This is a genomic window from Verrucosispora sp. CNZ293, assembly GCF_002754655.1.
The window spans coordinates 1890984-1916476 of record NZ_PEFR01000001.1 but is presented as its reverse complement, the minus strand read 5'-3'; the positions used below and the strand labels follow the sequence as shown (position 1 = coordinate 1916476).

The 25493-nt window shown below is 71.1% G+C and carries 21 protein-coding genes; 17 read left to right on the top strand and 4 right to left on the bottom strand.

The window, feature by feature from the left end; translation table 11 throughout:
• Positions 1-358: 358 nt before the first annotated feature.
• The 6 genes from CLT74_RS08750 (at position 359) to CLT74_RS08730 (ending at position 9135) form a co-directional block, all read left to right on the top strand.
• Positions 359-2728: a glycoside hydrolase family 43 protein gene (locus tag CLT74_RS08750; RefSeq protein ID WP_486582172.1), complete on the top strand. Its 2370-nt coding sequence runs from the start codon at positions 359-361 to the stop codon at positions 2726-2728.
• Positions 2729-2818: 90 nt separating this feature from the next.
• Positions 2819-4231, top strand: a complete 1413-nt coding sequence (locus CLT74_RS31215; RefSeq protein ID WP_486582171.1) for a carbohydrate binding domain-containing protein — start codon at positions 2819-2821, stop codon at positions 4229-4231.
• On the top strand, positions 4228-5229 hold the full coding sequence (locus CLT74_RS31210) for a carbohydrate-binding protein (RefSeq protein ID WP_486582170.1): 1002 nt from the start codon (positions 4228-4230) through the stop codon (positions 5227-5229). Before CLT74_RS31215 ends, CLT74_RS31210 begins: the two co-directional genes overlap by 4 nt.
• A gap of 37 nt (positions 5230-5266) precedes the next feature.
• Positions 5267-5899, top strand: a complete 633-nt coding sequence (locus CLT74_RS08740) for a hypothetical protein (RefSeq protein ID WP_099846093.1) — start codon at positions 5267-5269, stop codon at positions 5897-5899.
• Between the two features lie 88 nt (positions 5900-5987).
• Entirely contained in the window at positions 5988-7022 is a 1035-nt protein-coding gene (locus CLT74_RS08735) for a hypothetical protein (protein ID WP_099846092.1), read from the top strand.
• Between the two features lie 115 nt (positions 7023-7137).
• Complete coding sequence (locus CLT74_RS08730; protein ID WP_099846091.1) at positions 7138-9135, top strand: copper resistance protein CopC; 1998 nt, start codon at positions 7138-7140, stop codon at positions 9133-9135.
• On the opposite strand, the gene CLT74_RS08725 is transcribed toward CLT74_RS08730, so the two are convergent.
• A complete protein-coding gene (locus tag CLT74_RS08725) occupies positions 9122-10102 on the bottom strand; it encodes an ArsR/SmtB family transcription factor (protein WP_486582169.1) in 981 nt (326 codons plus the stop codon). The two genes, CLT74_RS08730 and CLT74_RS08725, sit on opposite strands and share 14 nt — an antisense overlap.
• 73 nt (positions 10103-10175) lie before the next feature.
• Here CLT74_RS08725 and CLT74_RS08720 point away from each other — a divergent pair, with 73 nt between their 5' ends.
• The 7 genes from CLT74_RS08720 (at position 10176) to CLT74_RS08690 (ending at position 16130) form a co-directional block, all read left to right on the top strand.
• Positions 10176-11396, top strand: coding sequence for an MFS transporter (locus CLT74_RS08720; protein WP_099846089.1), 1221 nt, complete (start codon positions 10176-10178; stop codon positions 11394-11396).
• Between the two features lie 9 nt (positions 11397-11405).
• The gene (locus CLT74_RS08715; protein WP_143697115.1) at positions 11406-11795 is read left to right on the top strand and encodes a hypothetical protein; all 390 of its coding nucleotides are present in this window, start codon (positions 11406-11408) and stop codon (positions 11793-11795) included.
• Between the two features lie 55 nt (positions 11796-11850).
• A complete protein-coding gene (locus tag CLT74_RS08710; RefSeq protein WP_099846087.1) occupies positions 11851-12732 on the top strand; it encodes a hypothetical protein in 882 nt (293 codons plus the stop codon).
• Between the two features lie 81 nt (positions 12733-12813).
• Positions 12814-13347: an AAA family ATPase gene (locus tag CLT74_RS08705; RefSeq protein ID WP_099846086.1), complete on the top strand. Its 534-nt coding sequence runs from the start codon at positions 12814-12816 to the stop codon at positions 13345-13347.
• 70 nt (positions 13348-13417) lie between these two features.
• Positions 13418-14113, top strand: a complete 696-nt coding sequence (locus CLT74_RS08700) for a class I SAM-dependent methyltransferase (RefSeq protein WP_486582168.1) — start codon at positions 13418-13420, stop codon at positions 14111-14113.
• Between the two features lie 216 nt (positions 14114-14329).
• On the top strand, positions 14330-14854 hold the full coding sequence (locus CLT74_RS08695) for an NUDIX domain-containing protein (RefSeq protein WP_099846084.1): 525 nt from the start codon (positions 14330-14332) through the stop codon (positions 14852-14854).
• Between the two features lie 55 nt (positions 14855-14909).
• Positions 14910-16130 carry a low temperature requirement protein A gene (locus tag CLT74_RS08690; protein ID WP_099846083.1) on the top strand — a complete coding sequence of 407 codons (1221 nt, stop codon included), beginning with the start codon at positions 14910-14912 and terminating at the stop codon, positions 16128-16130.
• A 21-nt stretch (positions 16131-16151) separates the two neighbouring features.
• Here CLT74_RS08690 and CLT74_RS08685 read toward each other — a convergent pair whose 3' ends face one another.
• Positions 16152-18032, bottom strand: coding sequence for a Xaa-Pro dipeptidyl-peptidase (locus CLT74_RS08685; RefSeq protein ID WP_099846082.1), 1881 nt, complete (start codon positions 18030-18032; stop codon positions 16152-16154).
• A 397-nt stretch (positions 18033-18429) separates the two neighbouring features.
• On the opposite strand from CLT74_RS08685, the gene CLT74_RS08680 reads away from it, so the two are divergent.
• Positions 18430-19758, top strand: a complete 1329-nt coding sequence (locus tag CLT74_RS08680) for a cellulose binding domain-containing protein (RefSeq protein WP_099851607.1) — start codon at positions 18430-18432, stop codon at positions 19756-19758.
• Positions 19759-20007: 249 nt separating this feature from the next.
• Here the strand turns inward: CLT74_RS08680 and CLT74_RS08675 are convergent, their stop codons facing one another.
• Both CLT74_RS08675 and CLT74_RS08670 read right to left on the bottom strand, forming a co-directional pair.
• Entirely contained in the window at positions 20008-20964 is a 957-nt protein-coding gene (locus CLT74_RS08675; RefSeq protein WP_099846081.1) for an acyltransferase domain-containing protein, read from the bottom strand.
• Positions 20965-21030: 66 nt separating this feature from the next.
• Complete coding sequence (locus CLT74_RS08670) at positions 21031-21567, bottom strand: cupin domain-containing protein (RefSeq protein WP_099846080.1); 537 nt, start codon at positions 21565-21567, stop codon at positions 21031-21033.
• 455 nt (positions 21568-22022) lie between these two features.
• Between CLT74_RS08670 and CLT74_RS08665 the strand changes: the two genes are divergently transcribed.
• Genes CLT74_RS08665 through CLT74_RS08655 form a run of 3 tightly spaced genes read left to right on the top strand, consistent with a single transcriptional unit; the run spans position 22023 to position 25493 of the window.
• Positions 22023-23483, top strand: a complete 1461-nt coding sequence (locus CLT74_RS08665) for an ABC transporter substrate-binding protein (RefSeq protein ID WP_486582165.1) — start codon at positions 22023-22025, stop codon at positions 23481-23483.
• A gap of 10 nt (positions 23484-23493) precedes the next feature.
• Positions 23494-24579, top strand: coding sequence for an ABC transporter permease (locus CLT74_RS08660; RefSeq protein WP_099846078.1), 1086 nt, complete (start codon positions 23494-23496; stop codon positions 24577-24579).
• Positions 24576-25493 (top strand): ABC transporter permease, encoded by a 918-nt coding sequence (locus tag CLT74_RS08655; protein WP_099846077.1) that lies wholly within the window; start codon positions 24576-24578, stop codon positions 25491-25493. Before CLT74_RS08660 ends, CLT74_RS08655 begins: the two co-directional genes overlap by 4 nt.

Genomic DNA, 25493 nt, shown 5'->3' with positions numbered 1-25493 from the left:
CAAAGGCCTCGCAGTTGCGGCCATCACGCCGGTCGCTGGGGCGCAGGTGCGCCCGAAGGAGAGTCGGTGGCCGGCAGTTCCGTCGCCGACCGGTACGGAGACGGGCATTCCGGCCCGGTCGAGACCGGGCCTGGCGGGCCGACGGAGCGGTCCCTTCTGGAGGACGTGCCGCCGCACCGGGCTGCCCGCCGACGGGGCGCTGTTTCCCGAATATTTCGGATCGATCTCGGCCAAGGTCTTGACGATCTATGTTAGCGCTAACAGCATGGAGGCTCCGCGTAACACTCGCGTCTGGAGCCCCTCCATGCAGGTGTCTGACGGCTCTCCCGCCCCACGCCCATCGCGCCGGATCCCACGCGTGGCGGCCGGCATGCTGCTCTGCGCCGCAGCCATCTCCCCAGGTGGCGTGGCGCACGCCGCCGACGAGTGGTCCCCTCCGTCGTCCTACACCTCGACCGACCAGGGGGACGGCACGTACCGCGTGCCGTTGCTGCGCTCCGACGTGCCGGACATCAGCGTGGAACGGGTGCCCGCGGCCGAGAACGACGAGGGCCGCGACGTCTACTACATGATCAGCACGACGATGCACCTCAGCCCGGGCGCGCCGATCATGAAATCCCACGATCTCGTCAACTGGGAGATCGTCAACTACGTGTTCAACCGGGCGAGCGTCGGCGACGCGTTCTCCTTGCGCAACGGGCAGAACTCGTACGGGCAGGGTCAGTGGGCCTCGTCGCTGCGCTACCACGACGGCGTCTTCTACGTCGTGTTCAACACCAACAACCTCGGCGGCGCGTACATCTACCGCACCGACGACATCGAGAACGGCCCGTGGCAGCGCACCGCGCTGGGTCGGGGCCTGCACGACCCCTCGCTCTTCTTCGACGTCGACGGTACGCCGTACATCTTCCACGGCTCCGGCGGGACCAGCGCGGTGCGGCTCAACGCCGGTCTGACCGCGATCACCGCGGACTACCCGAACATCTTCACCGCTGGTGACTACGCCGGCCAGCCGTTCATCGGCGGGCTGTTCGAAGGCGCGCAGTTCTACCACATCGACGGCTGGTACTACGCGGTGATCATCACCTGGCCCTCCGGTCAGGGCCGGCAGGTCGTCATGTTCCGCTCCCGGGAGCTGCTCGGCCGCTACACCGCCACCGGTGGCGTGAACACCTACGAGGCGCGGGGCGTGCTCAACTCCAACGGCTTCGCACAGGGCAGCCTGGTCCCGATCGCGCGCGACGGCGGAGCGACCGACTGGTACGGCATGTTCTTCCGGGACACCTTCCCGATCGGCCGCATCCCGGCGCTCATCCCCGCCACCTGGTCCGACGGGTGGCCGACCTTCGGCGCCAACGGGGTCGTGACGGTGGACGGCACCTTCGCCAAGCCGATCCGGCTCAGCCCCGCCGAGGAACTGTTCGCCCGGCAGCAGAGCATCGTGGTCTCCGACGACTTCGCCAACGACGCACCGCACAAGTCGTACCTGGACGAGCAGTGGACGGCACCGCCGGGAGGCGAGGCGGAGATCGCGCCGAACGGCTCGCGGCTGGACCTGGCGTGGCAGTGGAACCATGCCCCGGACAACAGGTACTGGTCACTGACCGAGCGCGCCGGCTGGCTGCGACTCACCGCCGGCAAGGTGGTCACCGGCGACTACGTCTACACCAAGCTCGCCAACCGTGCCGAACTCGCCTGGTTCGAGGAGGCCCGCAACACCCTGTCGCAGCGGACGTTCGGACCACGGCAGTCGGTCGAGACCAGGATGGACATCTCCGGAATGAAGGACGGTGACGTAGCCGGCCTGGCCGCCTACAACCGCGGCTTCTCGTACGTCGCGGTCAAGCGGACCGGTGGCGTCAACACCATAGGTGTGGTGAACCGGGGGCAACCGTTCGCTGTCGACCTGGACCAGGCGACGCTCGAGAACTTCCTGCCCGGCAGCACCGTGCCGCTGGGCGAGGTGACCGAGGTGCACCTCAAGGCGGACCTCGACTTCGCCGCGCCGACAGGTCAGCTCTGGACCACATTCCACTACAGCCTCGACGGGCGCCAGTGGTCCCAGTTGGGCAGCCGGGTCGGTCCGCAGACGCTGGACGGCAGTCTCGCCCACTTCATGGGGCACCGGGTCGGCCTGTTCAGCTACGCGACGCAGCAGACCGGCGGGCAAGTCGACTTCGACCACTTCCTGCTCAGCGACACACTCACCGCTCAGGGCCGGCCGTTGGACACCAGTCGGCTCGATGCCGCCATCGCGTACGCCGGGTCGCTGGACGAAGGCGACCACCCGGCCGACGCCTGGGCCGCGATGCTCGCCCGGCTGGCCGAGGCGCAGACGGCGCGGGCCGGCGGCTTCGGCACCCAGAACCAGATCGACGCACCGGAGCGGGCGTTGAGCTACCAGCTCGCCCGGCTCGGCGTACTCCGGACCGACCGGGCCGAACTGCCGGTGACCGTCGAGGCGCAGGCCCGCTGCGTCGCCGGCCGCGTGTACCTGGCCGTGCAGGCCCGTAACGACCACGACGCGCCTGTCGACATCGTCCTGGAGACCGCGTACGGCCAGCGGTCGGTGTCGGAGGTCGCGCCGGGAGCCCACGCCTACCAGCAGTTCAACACCCGCTCGGCGGCGGTGCCCGCCGGAACCGTGACCGTCCGGGTCAGTGGTTCGCTCGACGGCCGGCCGGTGACCACCGTCCGTACCGGGAACCACCCGGCCGCGGACTGCTGACCTGATTCCCGACGACCACGACGGTTGGCCGGCACGACCTCCGTCGCTACCGAACCCCCGGATCCACCGCAGTGATCAAGGAGGATGTCAGTGACACATCGCGTGCGAAGGGCAGCCCTACGACGGGCCGCCGCTGTCGTCACGGTCGGGCTCATGCTGGCCAGCGGGCTCGTCGCCGGGTCGCCGGCCCAGGCCGACGACACCGATCTCGTCGTCAACGGCGGATTCGAGGACGGTCTCACCGGTTGGTTCGTCAACAACGGCAACGCCACCGACAGCGCCACGCTGTCGCTCACGGCGGACGCCCACTCGGGATCGACAGCCGTGCTCGTCACCAACCGGGCGACCACCGGGTCCGGCCCGATGCAGGATCTCAGCGGCCGGGTGCAGGCCGGGCAGACCTACACCCTGACCGCCCGGCTCAAGTACGAGAACCCGAACGGACCGGCGACGAAGCAGTTCTTCGCCACGATGCACTACGGCGCGGCGAACTACACGAACCTGGTGAGCGTGGTGGCCACGAAGGGGCAGTGGGCACAGTTCAACGGGACCTTCACCATCCCGGCCGGGCAGAACGTCTCCACCGCCCGGCTGTTCTTCGAGACGCCGTGGACGAGCACGCCGTCGTCGGACCCCGAGGTGCACCTGATGGACTTCAAGCTGGACGGCGTGTCGGTGGTCGGTGCCGCGCCGCCGCCGGCACCGTCGAAGACCATCGAGGTGGTCGGCAAGCTGCCCGGCGAGCACAACCCCTTGATCGGGCACAAGTTCGGCGCCGACGGCTTCGGCTTCGTCCACGACGGCCGGGTCTACCTGTACCTGACGAACGACACCCAGGGGTACGCGCCGGACCCGAGCACCGGCGTCTCGCCGGGCATCAACTACGGCGACATCAACCAGATCACCGTGATCTCCACGACGGACATGGTCAACTGGACCGACCACGGTGAGGTCCAGGTCGCCGGGCCGAACGGCGTGGCACCCTTCACCGCCAACTCGTGGGCCCCCGGCATGGCCAAGAAGGTGGTCGACGGCCAGGAGAAGTTCTTCCTCTACTACGCCAACAACGGCAGTTCGAGCAACGTGATCACCGGTGCGTCGCCGGTCGGCCCGTGGACCAGCGAGCGGACGAGCACGCTCATCGACGGCCGTACTCCCGGCGCGGAGGACGTGGCCTGGAAGTTCGATCCGGCTCCGTTCGTGGATGACGACGGGGAGCCGTACCTCTACTTCGGTGGTGGCCCGGCGTCGACGAGCATGCCTCCGGCCGAGCGCTTCAACAACCCGAAGAACCTGCGGGCCATCAAACTCGGCGACGACATGGTGTCGACCGAGGGCACGGCGGCGGTGGTGGACGCCCCGGTGGCCTTCGAGGCGGCCCAGGTCTTCAAGCGCGACGGCAGGTACTACCTGTCGTACTCGTCGCACTTCGGCGGCAACGACTTCGGTGGCAACCAGACTCCGCTGCCCGGCTATCCCGGGGTGGCCAGATCGGTTACATGATCTCCGACGACCCGATGGAGTGGCCGAAGGAGACCTACGCCGGTGTGCTGTTCCCGAACCAGTCGCAGTTCTTCGGCGCCGGCACCGGCGGCAACAACCACCAGTCGGTCTTCGAGTACGAGGGCAGGTACTACTTCACGTACCACGCCCCGACGTTGAACAAGCGCATCAACGGCAACACCACCCAGGGGTACCGCAGCCCACACATCCAGGAACTGGCCTTCCACCCGGACGGCACGATCCAGCAGGTGGTGGGCACCTACGCCGGTGTCGACCAGGTTCGCGACTTCGACCCGTACCGGGTGTTCGAGGCGGAGACCTTCGGCTGGAGCAAGGGCGTCGCGACCGCCAAGGTGGACGGCGGGTCCGCGCAGTTCGGCGACGCGGCACCGAACCTGGTCGTGCGCGACATCGACAACGGCGACTGGACGGCGCTGTCGTCAGTGGACTTCGGCGACGGTGCCGGCAGCGTGACGGCGAAGGTCCGGCCGCTCGCCAGCGGCGGGTCGATCCAGATCCGGCTGGGTGAGGTCACCGCGCCGGTCGTCGCGACCATCCCGGTCGACGCGCCACCCGGTCAGTGGACGGAACTGACCGCCGTACTCGACGGCGTCTCGGGCGTGCACGACGTGTACTTCACCTACGCCGGCCCGGCCGGTGTCGACCTCTTCGAACTGGACACCTGGGCCTTCGAGGCCGCGACCGGGGCCGAGGTGCCGGTGACGGTCAGCGCCCAGTCGAGGTGCGTGGGCGGTAACGCGTACGTGGCGGTGCAGGCGCGCAACGACAATGACGCGCCTGTGGACGTGGTGCTGGAGACGGCGTACGGGCAGCGGTCGGTGACCGGCGTGGCGCCCGGTGCCAACGCCTACCAGCAGTTCAACGCGCGGACGTCGGCAGTGCCAGCCGGCACGGCTACCGTCCGGGTCACCGTCGACGGCGTCGCGGGCACGACCGTGCGTACCGCCGATTACCCCGCCGTCACCTGCGGCGGCTGACTCCCGGTCCTTCCACCACATGACAACGGAGCAACGGATGAGCAGATGGAATCGCAAGCGGTTGGTCGCGGCGGGGGCCGCAGGCGTCCTCCTGGCCGGGTCGGCGGCGGTGCCGTCGCCGGCCCTGGCCGAGCCGGGTGACAGCGGCGAGGTGGAGGTGACCGTCGACATCGAGGAGATCCGGGAGCCGGGAGTGCTGGCGATGTCGATCGCCGGTGACTCGGTGGCGTTGACCGAGAACGGGTCGACCCTGCTGGTACGCCAGTTCGTGGGCGGGCTGCCGACGGTCACCGTCACCGACACCCGGACCGCGGACGAGGTGCCCGAGGGCGCGGCGTGGGCGGTGCTGGGCAGCGCCACCGACTTCGTCGGAAGCGCTGGCCAGGCGCCGATCGGTGCCGGGCATCTGGGCTGGAAACCGCGGTTGCTCGACGGTGGGGACACCGGCTCGGTCAGTGCGGGTGAAGAGGTCGTGACGGTGCTTGACGAGCCGTCGCAGCCGGGGAACAACGTGGGCCTGGTCGACCAGGAACTGCTGGTCTCGACGTTCGAATCGGGCGCGGTGGCCGGCGACGCGTACTCGGTCGACGCCGACCTGTTCCTGCGGACCCCAGCGGACGTGGCGGCTGGCTCGTACACCTCGACGTTGACCCTGTCCCTGTTCGAGTGAGTCCCGGTGCGGTGGCCGGACCACCGCACTTGCCCGGGGGTCGCCGCTCGGCGGCCCCCGGGCACCGTTCCAACCTCGAAGGGCTCTGATGATCCGATTCTTGTCCCGGTGGTTGGCTGTGCTGCTCGCGGTGCTGACCATCGTGTCGGTCGCACCGGTCGCCGCGTCGGCGGAGCCGACCGGGGCGACGGTGACCTGGGCGGTCCAGCCGGCGGACGCGCAGGGGCCGGACGGCCGTCGGTGGATCGAGCACACGCTGGATCCGGGCGCGGTGGTGACCGAGCACCTGGCGGTGCGCAACTTCGGTGACTCGCCGGTGGTGTTCGCCCTGCAGGCCGCCGACGGCTACCTGACCGACAAGGGCCGGTTCAACATGCTTACCTCCGGCCAGGAGTCGGTGGACGGCGGTACCTGGATCACGCTGCCCGAGACGGTGACCGTCGGGGCGAAACAGACGACAGTGGTGCCGTTCACCATCACCGTGCCCCCGGACGCGACACCCGGGGATCACCCGGCCGGTGTCGCGGCCACTGTGACAAGCACCGGCGGCACGGTGGCGGTGCAGAGTCGGGTCGGCTTCCGGGTCATGTTGCGGGCAAGTGGCACCGTCGCCGCCGCGATAGCGGTCGAGGGCCTGGCCGCCAGCTACCAGAGGTCGTGGAACCCCTTCGCCGTTGGCCGGGTGCACCTGACCTACACCGCCCGGAACACCGGCAATGTCGCGGTCACCGGCGACAGCGCCGCGCGGGTGACCGAGATGTTCGGCCTGGCGGATCGGCACGCGTCCGTCGGGGTGCCGGAGCTGTTGCCCGGCGACGGCCGACGGGTCGACGCCCACGTCGGCGGCATCTGGGGGCTGGGACGGATCACCACCACGGTCGAGGTGACGCCGGCGGTGCTCTCCGGTGACCCGGCCGGTGCCGAGATCCGGCCGACCACCGCCACCGTCACCGTGTGGACGGTGCCCTGGGCGCAGCTCGCGCTCATCGTCCTGATCGGCGCGCTGCTGCTGGGCTGGCGAACCATCGTACGCCGCCATCGTCGGCAGCTCGCCCGGCTGCTCGATCAGGCTCGCGACCAGGGCCGTGTCGAGGGCCGCGAGTCCGTGCGCGCCGCCGACTGAGCAGGCGGCGGTGGACCTCCATACCGTAATCGGTCGGCTCGACCGGAACTTTTCCCATCTGAACAAAAAGATGACGGCCTATTGCGGAAAGCGGCGTCATCGCGAGGATGATTCGATGCGTCATCTCCCTCGGGCTCGCGCCCGCGTGGCCGCCGGCCTGCTCGCTCTGGCCCTCGCCGCCAGCGTCGTCCTCCTCGGTACGGCCACGCCCGCCTCGGCACACGGCACACTCGCCACGTCCACACCGGCCGATGGCGCCACCGTCGACGAGGCCGTGGCGGCCGTGCAGCTCACCTTCACCGAGCGGGTCCGCGAGGACGCGTACTTCACCGTCACCGCGCCCGGCGGGGGCCGGGTCGACAACGGCTGGACGCATGGCGAACCCCGCGAACTGGACCGTCCGGTGCGGGAGTACTTCCTGGTCGACGGCGTGTTCGAGCCGCGCGAGTACACCACCGGGTTTCCCGTCGTGGTGACCCTCGCGCACCTGCCGGCGGCCGGTCGGTACTCGGTGAGCTACCTGTCGGTGGCCTCGGACGGTGACCCGGTGCGCGGCACCGTCACCTTCCGGTACACCGGGAAGCCGACGGACGCGCCGCCGAACTGGCAACCGCCCACCGGTCAGCCGGATCCGACCCTGCTCGCCGCCGCCGAGCAGCACGGGAACACCGGGTCGCAGCCGGTCCCCGGCGACGCCGGACCAACGCCCGTCGCCCCGGCGACACCGGTCCCGTCGGTCGCCGCCGCGCCGCCCGCCTCGGACGACTCCGGCGGCATCGGCCCGTTGGGCTGGGCCGCCGTGGCGGTGGCCGTCGTCGGGGTCGCCGGTTTCCTCGCCTGGCAGCGCCGGCCGGCCCGCGTCGAACCCGGTCGCAGGACGACGCGTCGTTCCGCTGCCACCCGACCTCGCGCCAGGCCGAGCACCCCCACCAAGGGCCGCCGCGTCACGGGTGGCAACCGGCCGGCGGTGGTGCCGGCCGCCCGGCGTGGCGGGCAGGCGGCACCGGCGGCGGCCCCGGCCCAGCGGGCAGAAACCACCGCCCCGGTCGCGAAGGCTGCCACGGCATCGGCCCGACGGGCAGTGACCACCGCACCGGTGACGACAGGTGAGCCCACGGCGCCTGCGGCCGTCACCCCCGAGACACCTACCGACGGATCCGCCTCGCCGGGCTGGTGGCACCGGATGGGCGACACCCGGCTCGCGTTGCTTGTCGGTGCACTGGTGCTGACGCTGGTGGCCGGCTTCGCCCTCGGCCGGATCGGCACCGCCGACGAACCCACCCCCACCGCCCAACCACCCGGCGCGGCAGCGGGCGGTGCCACCCGCGACGCGGCCCAGGCGGTGGCCGCCGGCGACGGGCACGAGCACGCGCCGGGAACCGGCCCGCACTCGCATCCGGGTGACGGCCAGGACCAGGCCGCCGGTACGACGGTGAGCGTCGCCGGGTATACGCTGAAGCCGGTGCTGCGTGCCCAGAAGGCCGGCGCGACCGAGGACTACCGGTTCCGGGTGGTGGGGGTGGACGGGCAGCCGGTGACGCGCTTCGCGGTGGTGCACGACAAGCCGCTGCACCTGATCGTGGTCGGCCGGGACCTCGGCGGATACCAGCACCTGCACCCGACGATGGCGACCGACGGCACCTGGAGCGTGCCGCTGAAACTCACCCGACCCGGGGGCTACCGCGTCTACGCGGACTTCACCGTCACCACCGGCGACGGCCGGGAACTGCCGCTGGTGCTCGGCGTCGACCACGAGGTGCCGGGCAACTACGACCCGGCCGGGCTGCCCCCGCCGCAACCGCAGGCGACCACCGGTCCGTACGCGGTGTCCATGGCCGGCACGCCCACCATCGGCATGACCGTTCCGCTGAGCTTCCGGGTCGACCGTGCCGGGCCGGCGCGGCTGGAGCGCTACCTGGGCGCGTACGGGCATCTGGTCGTGGTGCGTGAGGGCGACCTGGGCTACCTGCACGTCCACCCGCAACCGGAACTGGTCGACGGTGCCGTCACGTTCTGGCTGACCGCGCCCAGCACCGGCCGCTACCGGGCGTTCTTCGACTTCCAGGTGGACGGGAAGGTGCACACCGCGGCGTTCACGATCAACCTGGCCTGACGTCCTCGCCCGCCGGGGAAGCCGCGGTCGCCGGATCACCTGTCGCCAGGGCGGCGCCCCGGTGGGTGTGCCAGTAGAGCACCTCCCGCCCCGAGCGGCGCTTGGTCACCATGCCCGCGTCGAGCAGCACCCGCAGATGGTCCCCGACGGCTCCCAGGGACAGGCCGGTGAGCGCGGCCAGGTGCGAGGTGCTCAGCGGCGTGCCCAACCGGACCAGGATGGCGGCGCGGTTCGGGCCGATCAGTCGGTCCAACCCGTCCGGGGTGGGCGGGGACACCTCGGCGAGGATGCCGCTGGCCGGGTAGACCATGCCGAAGCGGTCCTGGTCCCACACCACCCAGCCCCGGGCGCAGTGCGCCGGGACGAACACCAATTGTCCGGCCCGGTCGAGGGGCAGCGGGGCGGCGGGGTGGTCGTTGACCTGAAGCCAGCCGTCGCCCAGCCACCGCATCCCCGGGTTGAGGTCGGCGAAGAGCCCCGCCCAGCCCTGAGCGCTCAGCCGCGAGGTCCGAGCCACCACGTCGGCCCGCAGCCGATGCTCCCGCTCCGGCCACTCCGGGCGCACCGTGTGGGTCCAGACCCAGTCGAGCAGATCCACCACCTGCTCGGTCAGACCGTCGTGGCACAGCACCTCGGCCAGCGGTCCCGGTCGGGTCACCCGCAGGTCGGCGCGGATCCGCTCGTCGGAACGGGCGGCGACGACGGCCAGTTCCTCGGCGAAGGTCGGCGACGTCGTCGCGGGCGGCAGGGTGAGGAAATCAGCGATCCACCGGGGCGCGAAGGCCGCCGCCAGCAGCGCCGGAATCATCGGCCGCCGGGCCAACATCCGCTGGTACGCCGCGAGGTGTGGCCGCCGCCAGGAGTGTTGCCACGGTTGCCGGGGGCTGTGCAGCGTCTTCAGCGCCGCCACCGTGTCCGTCATCGGCGAGATGACGAAGCGACTGCCCGCGAGCAGATCAACAGGCACCCGCCACACCGACATGTTTCGCCCCCAGCCGTAACTCTACGCCGTCCGGGTCGACAGCCCGACGATCGTCGGCGTGAGGACGTACTCGGAACTGTTCGCCGTGACCGAGTTCCGCAACCTGTTCGTGGCCAACTGCGCCGGCATCGCGGCGCACACCACGTCGGCCCTGGCCCTCGGTTCGCTCACCTACGCCGTGACGGGTTCGGCGCTGCTCACCGCGCTGAGCATGTTCGGCGCGCCGCTGGCCAGCGTGCTCGGCAGCCTGACCCTGCTCTCCGCGGCCGACAGCCTGCCGCCGCGCCGGGCGTTGACCCTCGCCGCGCTCGTCGGCCTCGCCGGTGCGGTGCTCCAGGCCGTTCCCGGTCTGCCGCTGTGGGTACGCTTCGCGCTGATCCTGCTCGTGGCGTACGTCGGGTCGGTCACCGGTGGCGCCCGGTGGGCGCTGATCAACGACATCCTGCCCGCCGACGCGTACGTGCTGGGCCGGTCCACGATGAACGTCAGCGTCGGCGTCATGCAGATCGCCGGCTTCGGCGCGGGCGGGTTGCTGCTGGTCTGGCTGAGCCCGTACCAGGTGTTTCTGGTGGCTGCCGCGCTGCGTGCGCTGGCCGTGGCGGTAACCTGGTTCGGGCTGCGGGAGCGGCCGGCGCGGGCCGGTGAGCGGACGTCGACGGCCCGCACCATGCGGGTCAACCGGGAGCTGTGGGCGGATCCGGGACGCCGATCGCTCTACCTGAACCTGTGGCTGCCCAACGGGTTGATCGTCGGCTGCGAGGCGCTGTTCCTGCCGTACGCGGGCGACCGGGCCGGTTTCCTCTTCGCCGCCGGCGCCGCCGGCATGCTCGCCGGTGACGTGCTTGTCGGACGGTTCCTGCCGGCCGCCACCCGGCAGCGCTGCGTGCTGCCGCTGCGGCTGCTGCTTCCGGTGCCCTACCTGGTCTTCCTGATCCACCCGGGACTGCCGCTGGCGATGCTTCTCGCGCTTGTCGCCTCGGTCGGGTTCGCGGTCTCGCTGCCGTTGCAGGAGCGGCTGATCGCCGGCTCCCCGCCGCAGAACCGGGGCCAGGTGCTGGGCCTGCAACAGAACGGCATGCAGGCTGGGCAGGCGGTGTTCGCGGCGCTGGCCGGTGCGGTCGCCGACCTGCTGCCGACCCACCGGGCGGTGGCCGTGATGGCCGGACTGTCACTGGTCACGACGCTGCTGCTCACTCGGGGACTACGGCTCACCCGGCGGCCGGTGATGGCGGGTCGGCTGAGTACGCCGACTCAGGCCACGGTCCGCAGCCAGCGGTAGCGTTCGGCCATGCCGGGCGAGATGAGGTTCGATGTCCCCCCACCCGTGCGGCCGCGCACCGGTTCCCCGCCAGTCGGACGGGCGGCCGCGGTGTTGGTCGGCTGGTACGCCGTCGTCCTGGTCGGCTTCGCTGTCTGGGTTACCACGCTCCCGACGGAGAACACCGACGGCTCGTGCGAGGGGATCGGCTTCGGCTGTACCCCGGCCCCCCGTGACGGGGCGCTGCTGATGGCGATCTTCTACGGCCTGCCACTGCTCGCGGGGAGCTTCCTGGTTTCGCTCATCGCACTCGGGATCGGCGCTGCGGTACGGTTCCGCTCGGCTGCGGTGGCGGGCACCCTCGCCGCGTTCGTCGGCCTCGTCCTGGCCGCCTCAGTGGCGGTCCCCCTGGCGGGCTGACCGTTCGGGTGGCGATGGGACGCAACCGATCCGGCTCCTGCCGCGTCCGATCGGCATGAGCATTCGTCGAAGCGGGCGGCTGGCAGTCGTCCCCCTGCTGTTGCTGACGTCCGCGGCCTGCGGCCAGCAGGCCGGTGGCGTCGGGTCGGGAGAGGCGGACGCGCCCGAGCGGTCCTACTCCGCCGACGCGGTGGTGTTCCGGATGGATCACACCGGCGGTTTCGTCACGCCGGCCATGCTGGCCACCCGGATACCCGCGATAAGTGTCTACGGTGACGGTCGCGTGATCACCCAGGGGCCGGTGCCGATGATCTATCCCGGGCCGGCGCTGCCCAACCTTCAGCTGGGCACGATCAGCGCCACGCAGGTGGAGGAGCTGCTCAAGGCGGCCCGTGCCGCAGGGGTGGGCGGCGCGGTGGACCTGGGCCGGCCACCGGTCTCCGACGCCCCCTCGACCCGCTTCACCGTACTCGGGGACAACGGGGTCGAGGAGTCCGAGGTGTACGCCCTCGCGGAGTCCGGCGGCGCGGAGACCGGTCTCACCGCCGACCAGCGGGCGGGCCGCGACAAGCTGCGCGAGTTCGCCGACTCGCTGACCGCCGAGGCCGGCCCCCTCGCCGCCGCACAGGCGGACCCGCAGCCGTACGCGCCGACCGCCGTCGCGGCCGTCGCGGAGCCCTGGGTCGCCAACGCCGACGTCGGCCAGCAGCCCGAGGTGGCCTGGCCCGGGCCGGCGCTGCCCGGCCCCGAACTCGGCGAGGGCGTGGGACTGGGCTGTGTCACGGTGACCGGTGACGAGGCGCAGCGGTTGCTCACCGCCGCGGCGGCGGCGAACGCGGCCACCCCGTGGACCTCGGACGGCAAGCGGTGGACGGTGACCCTGCGGCCACTGCTGCCCGACGAGAGCGACTGCGGCGACCTGGCCACCAACCGCTGATCCCGGGTCCGGGCGGTCGGTCACCGGCCGCCCGGACACCTCCGCCGGGCTGCTGGCGCCGGCCGGTTAGGCTGCCGCGCGATGAGCAAGAGGCTGTCTCGCATCCTGGTCTACGGGGTCCACGGCTCCGGCAAGTCCACCCTCGCGCAGCGCCTGTCCGAGCGGCTCGGGCTGCCCTGGTACCCGGTCGACGACCTGCTCTGGGAACCCAACTGGGTCGAGGTGCCGGTGGCACGGCAACGCAGCCGGATCGAGTCGATCTGCCGACAGGACCGCTGGATCCTCGACGGGGCGTACCACGGTTGGCGGGACGTGCCGCTGGCCCGCGCGGACCTGGTCGTCGGCCTGGACTATCCGCGTGGGTTGTCCTTCCGCTGGTTGCTGCGGCGCACGCTGCGCCGACTGTCGACGGGGGAGGAGATCTGCAACGGCAACCGTGAGTCGCTGGGCAGCGTGCTGTCCACCGAGTCGGTCCTGCTGTGGCATCTCACCGAGTTCGGTCGGGAACGGCGTCGGCTGCGGGCCTGGCACGCCGATCCGAGCGGACCGCCGGTGCTGCTGCTCGGCTCTCCGGAGGCCCTCGAACACTGGCTGGCCGGCCTACCGCCCCGGTGAGGGTGCGGCCGGCTGATCGGTGGCGGGAAACGTACCTGTGCGGCACCGGGCCTCGTGACACCATCGTCCGGTGAACCACCGAGGCCAGCCGATGTACGAGCCGTTCGCGGCCGAGTTCGAGGCACACGCCCGCGACAGCGCCTACAACGCCCACTACGACCGACCTGCGGTGCTCGATCTGCTCGGCGACGTCACAGGAGTCCGGCTGCTGGACGCCGGCTGCGGACCGGGCCTGTACGCGGAGGAACTGCTGGCCCGGGGTGCCGCCGTCACGGCGTTCGACGCCAGTCCGGAGATGGTGAGGCTGGCCGGGCGGCGCCTGGGTGGGCGTGCCGACGTGCGGGTGTGGGACCTTGAGCGGCCGCTGACCTGGTTGCCGGACGCGACGCAGGACATCGTTCTCATGGCCCTCGTGATCCACCACGTCGAGGATCGGCCGGCGGCTCTGTCCGAGCTGCACCGGGTACTCCGCCCCGGCGGTCACCTGGTCGTCTCCACCACCCACCCGACCAGCGACTGGCTGCTCACCGGAGGCTCCTACTTCGACCGGATGCGGGTGGAGGAGACCTGGCAGACGCGGTGGCGGGTGCGCTACTGGCGGCAGCCGCTTCAGGCCTGGTGCCGGGAGTTCACCGACGCGGGATTCCTCATCGAGCGGCTGGTCGAGCCGCAGCCGGCCGGGACCATGGCCGCCCGCCATCCCGAGGCCCACGACAGGCTGGTCCACTCGCCGGGTTTCATCGCGTTCCGACTGCTCAAGCCGTGAGGCCGGGGCTGCGGCCCGGTAGGGTCCGCCCGCGGCCATCGCGGGTTGCGGCAGCGCGACCAGGGTGGCGGCGACGGCCGCCGTGGTGATGCGGCGGCGATCGTGGCGCGCCGCGCGTTCCCCTGCCGCTCGTGGTCCGGCGGCGGAGTGACGGCGTGCCCGGGACGCCGGAGATCCGGCGGACGTGACGGAACCGACCGGAGTTACGGTGGGCAGATGGACGAACTCGTGGCCCTGTACCTGGAGGGTGACACCTCAGGAACCGTCACCGGCACCGCGCCCCGCAGCGCCGTACGGGCGCGTAACCTGCCACACGCCGCGACGGCGGTGCTGCTGCGTGACGAGCGGGACCGGGTCTACGTCCATCGTCGTACCGACACGAAGGACGTATACCCGGGTATGCACGACGCCTTCGCCGGAGGCGTGGTGCTGGCCGGCGAGGACCCGACCGAGGCGGCGGCCCGGGAACTCACCGAGGAACTGGGCGTCACCAACTGCGAGATCCGGCCCTGCCTGCGGTACTGGTACGCCGACGCGCGCACCAACTACCTCGCGTACGTCTTCGAGGCCCGCTACGAGCAGCACCGCTGCGGCCCGGTGGTGCACCAGCCCAGCGAGGTCGCCGACGGGTGGTGGCTCGACCTGGCCGAGCTGGTCGACCGGCTCGCCGACCCGGCCTGGCCCTTCGTGCCCGACGGGCGGGTCACCCTCGATCACTACCTGCGGCAGGTGCCGCGCTAGGTGGAGCTTGGCCAATCGTCACGACTGCGACGGCCGCAGCGATGAAGATGGAGCCATGGGGCTGTTCCACCGAGGGCGCGTGGAGCCGACCACGGAGACGCACCGGACGACGCGGTACGAGATCTTCTTCGATCTGGTGTTCGTCTTCGCCCTGACCCGGATCACCTCCTACATGGTTGGTCACGCCTCGCCGTTGACCCTGCTCAAGGGCCTGGTCGTCCTGCTGCTGCTGTGGATCTCCTGGCTGATCTACGCCTGGCTGGGTAACCAGGCGCGCGCCGACATCGGGCTGATCCGGGCCGGCACCACCGCCGCGATGGGCCCCATCTTCCTCATCGCCGTGGTCATCCCGAACGTCTGGGGGCCGAGCCTGGGGCCGCGCCTGATCCTGGTGCTGTCGTATCTCGTGGTGCGGGTGGTGCACCTGGCCCTCTACCGTCGGGCGGCCGAGGGCGACCGCCGGCTGCACCGCACGCTGCGCCTCTACACCACGACCACCGTGCTGTCCTGGATCCCGCTCGTCCTCGGCGCCGTCCTGGGCGGGGACGCGCAGTTGTTGCTCTGGACGGCGGCGGTCGCTGTGGACTTCGCCGGCGGACTGATCGCCTCCATGTTGAGCGGGTGGCCGTTGCGCAGTTCAGAGCACTTCACCGAACGGCACGCCCTCGTGGTGATCATCGCGCTCGGTGAGACGCTGATCTCGGTCGGCGCCGGGATCGGTTCCGAGATGATCAACGGACCGGCTCTGCTGGCCGCGCTGCTCACCCTCGTCGGGACGGTCTGCCTGTTCCGGCTGTACATGCTGAACTCGGTGGCGGCGGGCGAGGTCCTGATGGCCGAGCGCGGGCCGCGGCGGGACCGGCTCGCCGCCAATGCCTACAGCGGCGGTCACTTCGCGTTGATCGCCGGGACCATCTACCTGGCGCTCGGGGTCCACGAGGTGATCGCCCCGTTGGCACACCGAGAACCCTGGCACGCCGCCGGGTCGAGTCTGCCCTGGACCTCGGCCGCCGCGCTGTTCGGCGGGGTCGCCCTGTATCTCGCGGGAGATGTGCTGTTCCGTGGGCTCAGCGTCCGATCGGTGCCCCCCGCGCAGCTGCTCGCACCCGTGGTGGCGCTGGCGCTGCTGCCGGCCGGGCGATTCCTGCCCGGCCTGGTCGCCCTCGGCCTGCTCGCCGCCTTCCTCGTGGTGCTCGTCGGCTACGAGCGGGTCTTCGGTGCCGGTCGCGCCTCCAGCCCTCCCGTCGCCACCACGAAGCGCGACGCGGGGCGCTGAGCCCGGGCCCGCGCATCGGGGTCAGAAGCCGAGAGCTGACCTCCCGCCGACCACCGGCAGGCGCAGTTCGCTGCGGTGCGGCGCGACCCGCAGCCGGGTGCCGCCCAGCGGCAGCAGGGTGTACTCCTGGTCGCTGGAAAAGATCACCAGACCGATCCGGTGGCCTGTCGGAAAGACGTGGTCCTTGGGCTCCAGGGTCCACCGCAGGTCGTACAGTCTGCCCTGGCGCAGCGGGTCGGTGCGGGACGGGCTTCGGCGGTTCTGGGGGTCCATCCAGCCCCGGGTCACCACTGTCGGAGCGGCGGTCGAACCGGCCGGCCCGTAGTCGACCAGGTACGCGGAGAGGTTCGCGTCCGGCTTGTTGTCGACCGCCAGCCGCAGTCGTAGCTCCGGTCGGCCGGAGATACGGACGTCCCGGGCCAGTGTGGGGGATAGGTAGGCCAGCCGGTACGGGCTGGCCGTCTCGGGGTCGGCGACCAGGGTGTCCGGGTGGATGGTGCGACCCTCGTCGACAAAGCTCTGCTCGACCGCGCGCTTCGACGCCGTGGCGGAGGTGAGCGTGCCGACGGCGTCGTCGTCGGCGGCGGCCAGCCGCAGCGGCACCTCCCGACTGTCCGGATCGGGCCAGTTGGCGTACGTCGTGTAGGCGCGGTCCTCGCGCTGCACCACGGCTGTCGGCTCGTCCATGATCCCGTTGGGCACCTGCCACAGCCAGTTGTCGAACCAGCGGTGCTCGGTCTGCTTCCAGGTCCAGGTGCGGCCGTCGGGCAGGGTCACCGAGGCCGTGTTGCCCGGGCCGCCGTGCCCGCCCTGGTGCAGCCAGATCCGACGGGGCACGCGGTGCCGGGTCAACTCGTCCCACCAGCCGGCGAAGTGCTCGGTCTTCACGTTCCAGTCGTTGAGTCCGTGGACGAGGAGCACGCTGGCCCGTACCCGGCTGGCGTCGAGGTGGTCGCGGTCGCGCCAGAACGCCGAGTAGTCGCCGGTGACCCGGTCCTGCCGGGCGGTCAGCTCGGCGATCTCGTCGGCGCAGCGACCCTCGGCCCGGGCCCGGCCGGCGGTGAACCCGGCCAGCACGTCGGTGTCCTCACCCTGGTACGTCCCCGGCGCCACCACGAGACCGTTGGCCCGGTAGTAGTCGTACCAGCTGCTGATGGCGGCCACCGGCACGATGGTCCGCAGCCCCGGAACGCCGGTGGCGGCCACCTGGTTGGGCAGCGTGCCGTTGTAGGAGACACCTGTCATGCCGACGGCCCCGGTGGTCCAGTCGGCGGTGACCGGCGCGCCGGCCGCGTCGTACCCCTTCGCCCGCCCGTTCAGCCAGTCGATAACCGCCCGGGTGCCGAGCGTCTCGGCCCGGTCGCCGCTGGTCGGGCAGCCGTCGGAGTCGCCGGTGCCGACGCTCTGCCCGAGCACGACCGCGTATCCCCGGGGCACGTAGTAGTCGTCGAGCGAGCCGGGCAGGTTGGCCTTCGCCGCCGCCCGCTGCGCCGCCGCGTCGCCGGTCCGTACGCCGGACCGGCGGTCGACGTCGTTCTGCGGCAGCTCGTCCACAAGCACGCTCGGGTACGGCACGTCGTACCAGACGTCCTTGCGGTACGGGCTGTGCTCGAAGATGACAGGCACCTTGAACCCGTCGGTGGCGGTCTCCCGGGGCCGGGAGATGTCGATCGCCACCCGGTCGAGGCGGCCGTCCCGGTCGGTGTCCACGATGGTCTGCACGTACACCCGTTCCTCGATCGCGTCGGCGAACGAGAACACCGGTTGGGTCATGCCGTCGACGACCACGATGCCCGGTGTGGTGCTGGGTGCGGGCCGTGCCGCCGCCGGCGCCGCGTTCCACGTCAACGTGGCGGACAGGCCGATGCCGAGGATGGCCAGCAGGCGGGGGGACCGACGCACGGGCGTCTCCCTTCAATGGGCGACAACATATTTACGCCTTGCTATGTTATCGCTCACCGGCTACGTTGCGGAGGCAGGAGCGAAGGGCACGCTCCGACGTCCCCCGCCCGGTCGTTGACCGGGTGAGCCGAGGCGCCCGGCGCCGGCTGACGGGCACTGCGGGCCCCGTGCGGGACGGGTCACGCCGCCGGTCCAGGGCGGCTGACGGTACGTCGCGGGAGCCGTGGCACACGTCGAAAATCGCCGCCCCGGGTCGCCCACCTGATCCGACAGCCCGGGCCGGTGTCGCACCGTATCCAGGCGCATCACCTCGGTAAGCCGGCCGTTCCCGGCGCCGCCACCACGGTGATGCGCCGCACCGCCGCGCGTCCACAGCGGGCGCGGAATGGAGTACACCATGTCCAGGCGTCTATCGATAGTCGGGCCTGTCGCGCTCGCGGCCCTGATGGTGCTGGCCGCCGCCGGCACGGCCCTGAGCGCCAACCCCGGCAGCGTCCCGGCCGCGCAGTCGGGCATCCTGGCCGCGACCGCCGGCTGCGGCAAGGCACCCACCCTGCGCAGCGGTACGCACACCATCCAGAGCAGCGGCAAGAACCGCAGCTACATCCTGCGGGTGCCGGACAACTACAACAACAACAACCCGTACCGGCTGGTCTTCGGGTTCCACTGGCTCAACGGCTCGGCGACCGACGTCGCCACCGGCCAGACCGTGCAGCGTGACACCTGGGCCTACTACGGGCTGCTGCCGCTGTCGAACAACAGCACCATCTTCGTCGCGCCGCAGGGCCTCAACAGCGGCTGGGCCAACTCCGGCGGCGAGGACGTGACATTCGTCGACGACATGCTCCGGCAGATCGAGGGTGACCTCTGTGTCGAGACCACCCAGCGCTTCGCGCTCGGCTTCAGCTACGGCGGCGCGATGAGCTACGCCGTCGCCTGTGCCCGGCCGAACATCTTCCGGGCCGTCGCCGTCTACGGTGGCGCGCAGCTGAGTGGCTGCAGTGGCGGCACCCAGCCGGTCGCCTACTTCGGGGCGCACGGCATCCGCGACAGCGTCCTCAACATCTCCAACGGTCGGTCGCTGCGGGACCGGTTCGTCCGCAACAACGGTTGCACCGCGCAGAACCCGCCGGAACCCTCGCAGGGCAGCCTCACCCACCGCAGCACCACCTACTCGGGCTGCGCCTCCGGCTACCCGGTCGTCTGGGCGGCGTTCGACGAGGGACACATCGCCGCACCGCAGGACGGCGCTCCCGGTGACAGTGGTTCCCGGACCTGGCTGCCGGGCGAGACCTGGCGCTTCTTCACCCAGTTCGGCGGCGGCACCACCCCACCGCCGAACCCGACCACCCCGCCGCCCAACCCGACCACCCCGCCGCCCAACCCGACCACGCCGCCGCCCGGTGGTGGGGCGTGCCGGGTCACCGCCGAGGTCAACGCCTGGAACAACGGGCTGACCGAGCAGATCACCATCACCAATACCGGCAGCTCGGCGATCAACGGCTGGTCGCTGGTCTTCACGCTGCCCGGCGGGCAGACCATCACCGGTGGCTGGAACGCCAGCTACTCACCGACCTCCGGGCAGGTGACGGCCCGCAACGTCTCCTACAACGGCACCATCGCACCGAACGCGTCGGTCGGCATCGGCTTCCAGGCCACCCACACCGGCAACACCGCCAGACCAAGTTCGTTCACCCTCAACGGCGCGGCCTGCACCGTCAGCTGATCCGTACCGTCCTGTCCGGGCGCGGACCCACCCGGGTCCGCGCCCGGCTCCTGTCGGCGTACGCCGTCGACCCGTCGCACCGAGCCACCTCGGGCCGATGACGTGCACGTCAAGCCCTGTGCTCTGCGTGAGCGCCATGTCACTCAGACATGAATGCATTCGAGTGACATGAGGACATCGAGCGATACCGCCTCGGCGGGCCGGACGGGAGGGGGCGTCGGGCGCTCATTGCGCCCACCTGCCGCCGGGTCAGCTGACCAGCTCGATGGGGAAACTTCCGCGGCGCCAGTGCCAGTGGCGGCCGGCCTTGAGGTGGTCGACGACCGCGCGCTGGAGCGCGGTGTCGCGCGGCAGTTGGTCCAGCGGTGTGGACAGGGTGCGGAACACGAACCGCAGCACCTCGACGTCGGCGTCCAGCCCCTCCGGCTCCTGATAGGGCTCCAGCTCGAATCGTCGCTGGAAGCGGACGATGTTGGCGTCCTCGGGCAGGTACTCCCGTAGTTGCGGGTCGAGCAGCCAGGAGCCGCAGGCGAATGACGTGTAGTGCTCGTCGGGAAAGTGGCGCGGGAAGAAGACCCGGGCCTCGTCGAGCGACGCCTCGACCGCCTCCGGCGTCAGCGGCCCCGAGTCGGGGATGTGCAGGTCGATGGCGGCGCCGCCGCGGTGGTGCTGGAGCCGGCCCAGCTCGTAGACGCTGCCGCGCGCGTGCAGTGTCAGCCAGCTCTGCATGACCGACCAGCCCTCGCGGTTCATCCGCCTGTCGATGGCGAGGTTGCGGCCCAGGTCCGCGAGGGTCACCCAGGAGACGGTGTCGGGAATGCCGTGGTCGCGGTGATAATCCCGGACCACGTCGACCAGGGCCAGGTACGTGTAGACGTAGAGGTGCCGCCAGGCGGGGCCCTGCTCGCGCGGTAGTGCCGGACCCGGCGGCAGCCACTCGTGGCCCCCGAGATCCGCGCGGACCAGGGCGATCGAGCGGTCGAGCAGCCAGCGCAGCTCCGGGGTCCACAGCGGGGAGTCGGGGTCCGGCCAGCCAGCCATGATCTCGGCGGCGTCGTCCGGTCGCACCGCGAGCCGGTCGAGCAGCGCGGGCGCGTCGATCCGGTCGGGCACCGGTGCCGACGGATGGTCGCCGGCCAACCGGTGTACGCGGTCGACGTCCTCGACAGGTACGCCGAGCCGGGCTGCGATGTCGTCCAGATCCACGCCGACGACACTAGCGACAGGTACGGGAGTTGCGACAGGCCCGGCCCGCGCTGCGCCGGAGCCTGGTCAGGGGTTGGGCGGGGTGACCGCGATGATCAGGTGGGCCGGCTGGTCGCTGGCGTTGCGGTAGAGGTGGGCCAGGCGGGAGTCGAAGGTGACGGCCTCGCCGGCGGTGAGGGTGTACGCCTCGCCGCCGATGTCGGCGACCACCTCGCCGCTGATGACGATGGCGCACTCGGTGGAGGGGTGTGCCCACGGCTCGGCCGAACTGGCGTCGCCGGGCGCGAGATGGGCCTGGAGCACCTCCAGATCTCCGCGCCCCGGGGTGAGGCGCTCGTAGGTGATCTGGCCCGGGGGAGCGGTGAGCAGGCTACGGCTGCCCGACCTGCTGATGTGTACCGCCGGTGCCTCGGGTTCGGAGAACAGCTCGGCGATCGAGGTGTCGAACACCTGCGCGAGTTTGCGCAGGGTGGCCAGGCTCGGGTCGGTCGCCCCGTTCTCGATCTGGCTGAGCAGGGCGGGTGACACGTCGGCGGCTGTGGCGAGCTGCCGCAGCGTGAGGGAGTGCTGCTGACGCAGGACGCGGAGCCGGTCACCGAGCATGGGAACCTCAATCCGATAACAGTGTGGCTAAAAATGTTTGACCAAGCTACACGGCCGTGTTTAGGGTGGTCAAACAAGAGGCCGGCGTTGTTTGGTACTGGTAGACACGCCGCGTCCAGACATGAACCGGACGTATGCGAGTCCGGCTACATCCAACCCTGCGACGACGCACCCCGAGAACCCGACGCACCCCTGAGAACCCGGAACACCGTCATTGGCCGTCCGGGCCCGGCCGGTGGTGGTGCCGCCGGACGTCGATGCCCCGCGGATCCCGCGCAGCGGGCCGCGCCATACGAAGGTAGGAACAGCATGTCGGTGTCCCCCGCCGGCTCCGCGCCGGAGCGCTCGCTCTGGCGACGCTGGCCGTCATCTCCACCACCGCCTGCACCGCCGGCGGCAGTGGTGGCAACGCGAACAGTGGCGCGGCCACGACGCTCACCGTCAACACGTCGTTCGTGCTCAAGACCCTCGACCCCGGCCGCGTCTACGAAGCGACGGGCCTGACCGCCGTGCACGCCCTCTACGACACCCTGCTCACCTTCGAGGGCTCCGACGTCGGTACGCCGGTCCCGGCGTTGGCCGAGTCGTACGAGACCTCGCCCGACGCGAAGACCTTCACCTTCAAGCTGCGCTCCGGGGTGACCTTCTCCGACGGCAGTCCGCTCACCGCCGACGACGTGGTGTTCTCGCTGAACCGGCTGAAGAACATCAAGGGCAGCCCGGCGGTCACGGTGAGCGAGTTGAGTGTCAGCAAGACCGACGACAGCACCGTCGTGGTCACCTCGGCCACGCCCAACCCCAACGTGCCGGTGGTGCTGGCGATGCCGTCCACCGGCGTGCTCAACGCCAAGGTCGCCCAGGACAACGGCGCCAAGGACGGCGAGGACGCCGCGCAGGGCGACACCGCGCAGCAGTACCTCGACACCAACTCGATCGGCAGTGGCCCGTACGTGCTCAAGTCGTACGAGCCGGAGTCGCAGGTGGTGCTGGAGGCCAACCCGAACTACTGGGGCGAGAAGCCGCAGTTCGAGCGGGTGGTGCTGCGCAACATGGACGTACAGACCCAGAAGCTGACGATGCAGCGCGCCGAGAGCGCCGAGATCTCGCTGGACATCTCCGGCAAGCTGCTCGACGGGCTGCCGGAGAGCCTGCAGACCTCAGGTGTGCAGGACACCGTCTACTTCCTCTTCCTCAACGCCGACCCGGCCGTGTCGACGGTGACCTCGAACCCGAAGTTCAACCAGGCGCTGCGCGCCGCCATCGACTACCAGGGCATCGCCGCCCTCTACGGCGCGGGCGCCGCTCCCGGCGCGGGACTCGTCGCGCCGGCCTTCCCCGGCACCCTGCCCGAGAGCGAGGCATCCACCCGTGACGTGGCGAAGGCCAAGGCGCTGCTCGCCGAGGCCGGCCTGACCAACCCCACAGTCACGTTCAACTACCCGGCCATCACCTACAAGGGCGTGGACCTGGGCACCGTCGCCACAAAGGTGCAGGGCGACGCCGCCGAAGCCGGCATCACGCTGGAGTTGAACCCGCAGCCGCTGACCACCTTCCTCGACGAGATGCGCGGCGGTAAGTCACCACTGGGCTTCACCCCGCAGAGCCTGAACTACCCGGTCGCCGACTCACTGATCAACAACATGGCACCCGGCCAGGCCACCGCGCTGCGCTCGGGTTGGACGGTCGAACGGGCCGAACCGGCGATCGTGGCGGCCGGCGAGAAGGTCACCGAGACCCTCGACCTCGCGGCCCGGGCCACCGCCATGCAGGAGTGGCAGCGGCTGATGAACCAGTCCTCCCCGTACATCGTGCTGGCCAGCAACTCCTCCACTGTGGTGGCGACCGCCGACCTGACCGGTGCGGACTACTCCGCCGCCGGTTGGCAGGTCGACGTCGCCGCGGTCGGCCGCAGGTAGTCGGAGCACCATGACGACGGTCCACAACGGCGAGCCGGGCGCGGTCACCACGACCGCGTCCCGGCCCCGCCGCACCCACCCACTGCTGGCCTTCCTGGCCAAGCGACTGGCGATCACCGCCGGGCTGCTGCTGGGCGTCACCGTGGTGACGTTCGGACTGGTTAACGTGGTACCCGGTGACCCGGTCACCGCCAACCTGTCCGACCAGGCGCTCAACGACCCGGCCACGGTGGCCGCCTTCCGCGAGAAGTGGGGGCTGGACCAGCCGCTGTGGCAGCAGTACCTGCACTACCTGGGCAACCTGTTCCGTGGCGACCTGGGCATCTCCCAGCAGACCGGCCGGGCGGTCCTGGACGACCTGGTGCGGTACGTGCCGGCGACCATGGAACTGGCCATCCCCACGATGGTGCTGGCGTTGCTGATCGGCACCGGGATCGGCATGCTCGCCGCCGTCCGCAACGGCCGGCTCACCGACCAGTTCGTCCGGGTCGGCGCCCTGCTCGGGCTCTCCACGCCGCCGTTCTGGCTCTCCCTCGTGGTGCTCTACGTGTTCTTCTACCAGCTCGGTCTGACCCCCAGCGGCGGACGGCTGTCCACCGGGTTCAGCCCACCGCCGACGGTCACCGGGATGTACACCGTGGACGCGGCGCTGGCCGGTCAGTGGGACGTGGCCTGGGACGCGGCGCAGCATCTCACCCTGCCGGTGCTGGTGCTGACCTCGCTCACCGTGGCGCTGCTGGTGCGCTTCGTCCGCTCCGCCATGCTGGAGGTGCTCCAGCAGGACTACATCCGGGCCGCGTACGCCAAGGGCCTGCCGGCCAGGGTGGTGCTGCGCCGGCACCTGCTGCGTGCCGGCCTGGTGCCGGTGGTCACCGTGTCCGGCCTGGCCTTCGCCTCGTTGCTGTCCGGGACGGTGCTGGTGGAGAGCATCTTCGGCTGGCCCGGCGTCGGCCAGTACGCCTACCGCAGCGCCACCGCCCTGGACCTGCCGTCGATCCTCGGGGTCAGTCTGTTCGTGGCGCTTGTCTACACCCTTGTCAACCTGACCGTCGACCTGCTGTACGGGCTCATCGACCCGAGGATCCGCCTGTCATGACGATGATCGCACCCGATCCGGTGGCGCCCGACCCGAAGGTGGACCGGGCGCTGACCCGCCGCCGCTGGCTCGGCCGGCTGCGTGGTGACTCGGCCGGTCGGCCGGTCTGGCGACAGCCGATCGCCGTCGTGGCGCTCACCATTCTCGGTGGCTGGCTGCTGGTGGCGATCTTCGCCCCGCTCGTCGCCCCCTACGATCCGCTCGCCCAGAGTGCCGACACCTACGCGTCGCCGTCGGCGGCGCACTGGTTCGGCACCGACTCGCTCGGCCGGGACATCTTCAGCCGGGTCGTGCACGGCGCGCGGCTGTCGATCCCACTGGCCCTGGCCATCGTCTCGCTGGCCCTGCTCATCGGCGGCCTGCTCGGGCTGGTCGCCGGATACCTGGGCCGGTTCGCCGACGAGGCGCTGATGCGGCTCACCGACCTGGTCTTCGCCTTCCCGCAGATCATTCTGGCCATGGCGGTGACCGCCGCCTTCGGCCCGAACACCCGCAACGCGGTGCTGGCGCTCGTCATCGTCTCCTGGCCGGTCTACGCCCGGGTCATCCGCAGCGCCGTAATCAGCATGCGCGGCGACGACTACCTCAACGCCGCCCGACTGCTCGGCGTCGGACCGGTCCGGGCGCTGCGCCGCGACGTGCTGCCCAACAGCATCGGCCCGGCGATCGTGCTGGCGACCCTGGAACTCGGCAACGCGGTGCTGCTGCTCGCCGCACTCTCGTTCCTGGGGCTGGGGCCCCGCCCGCCGGCCGCCGAGTGGGGCTCGATGGTCGCGCTCGGCTCCCAGGACCTGTCGATGTGGTGGGTGAGCGTCTTCCCGGGCCTGGCCATCCTCACCGTCGTGATGGCCTTCAACGTGCTCGGCGACGCGCTGCGCGACCGACTCGACCCCCGCTACGCGAAGGGACGCTGA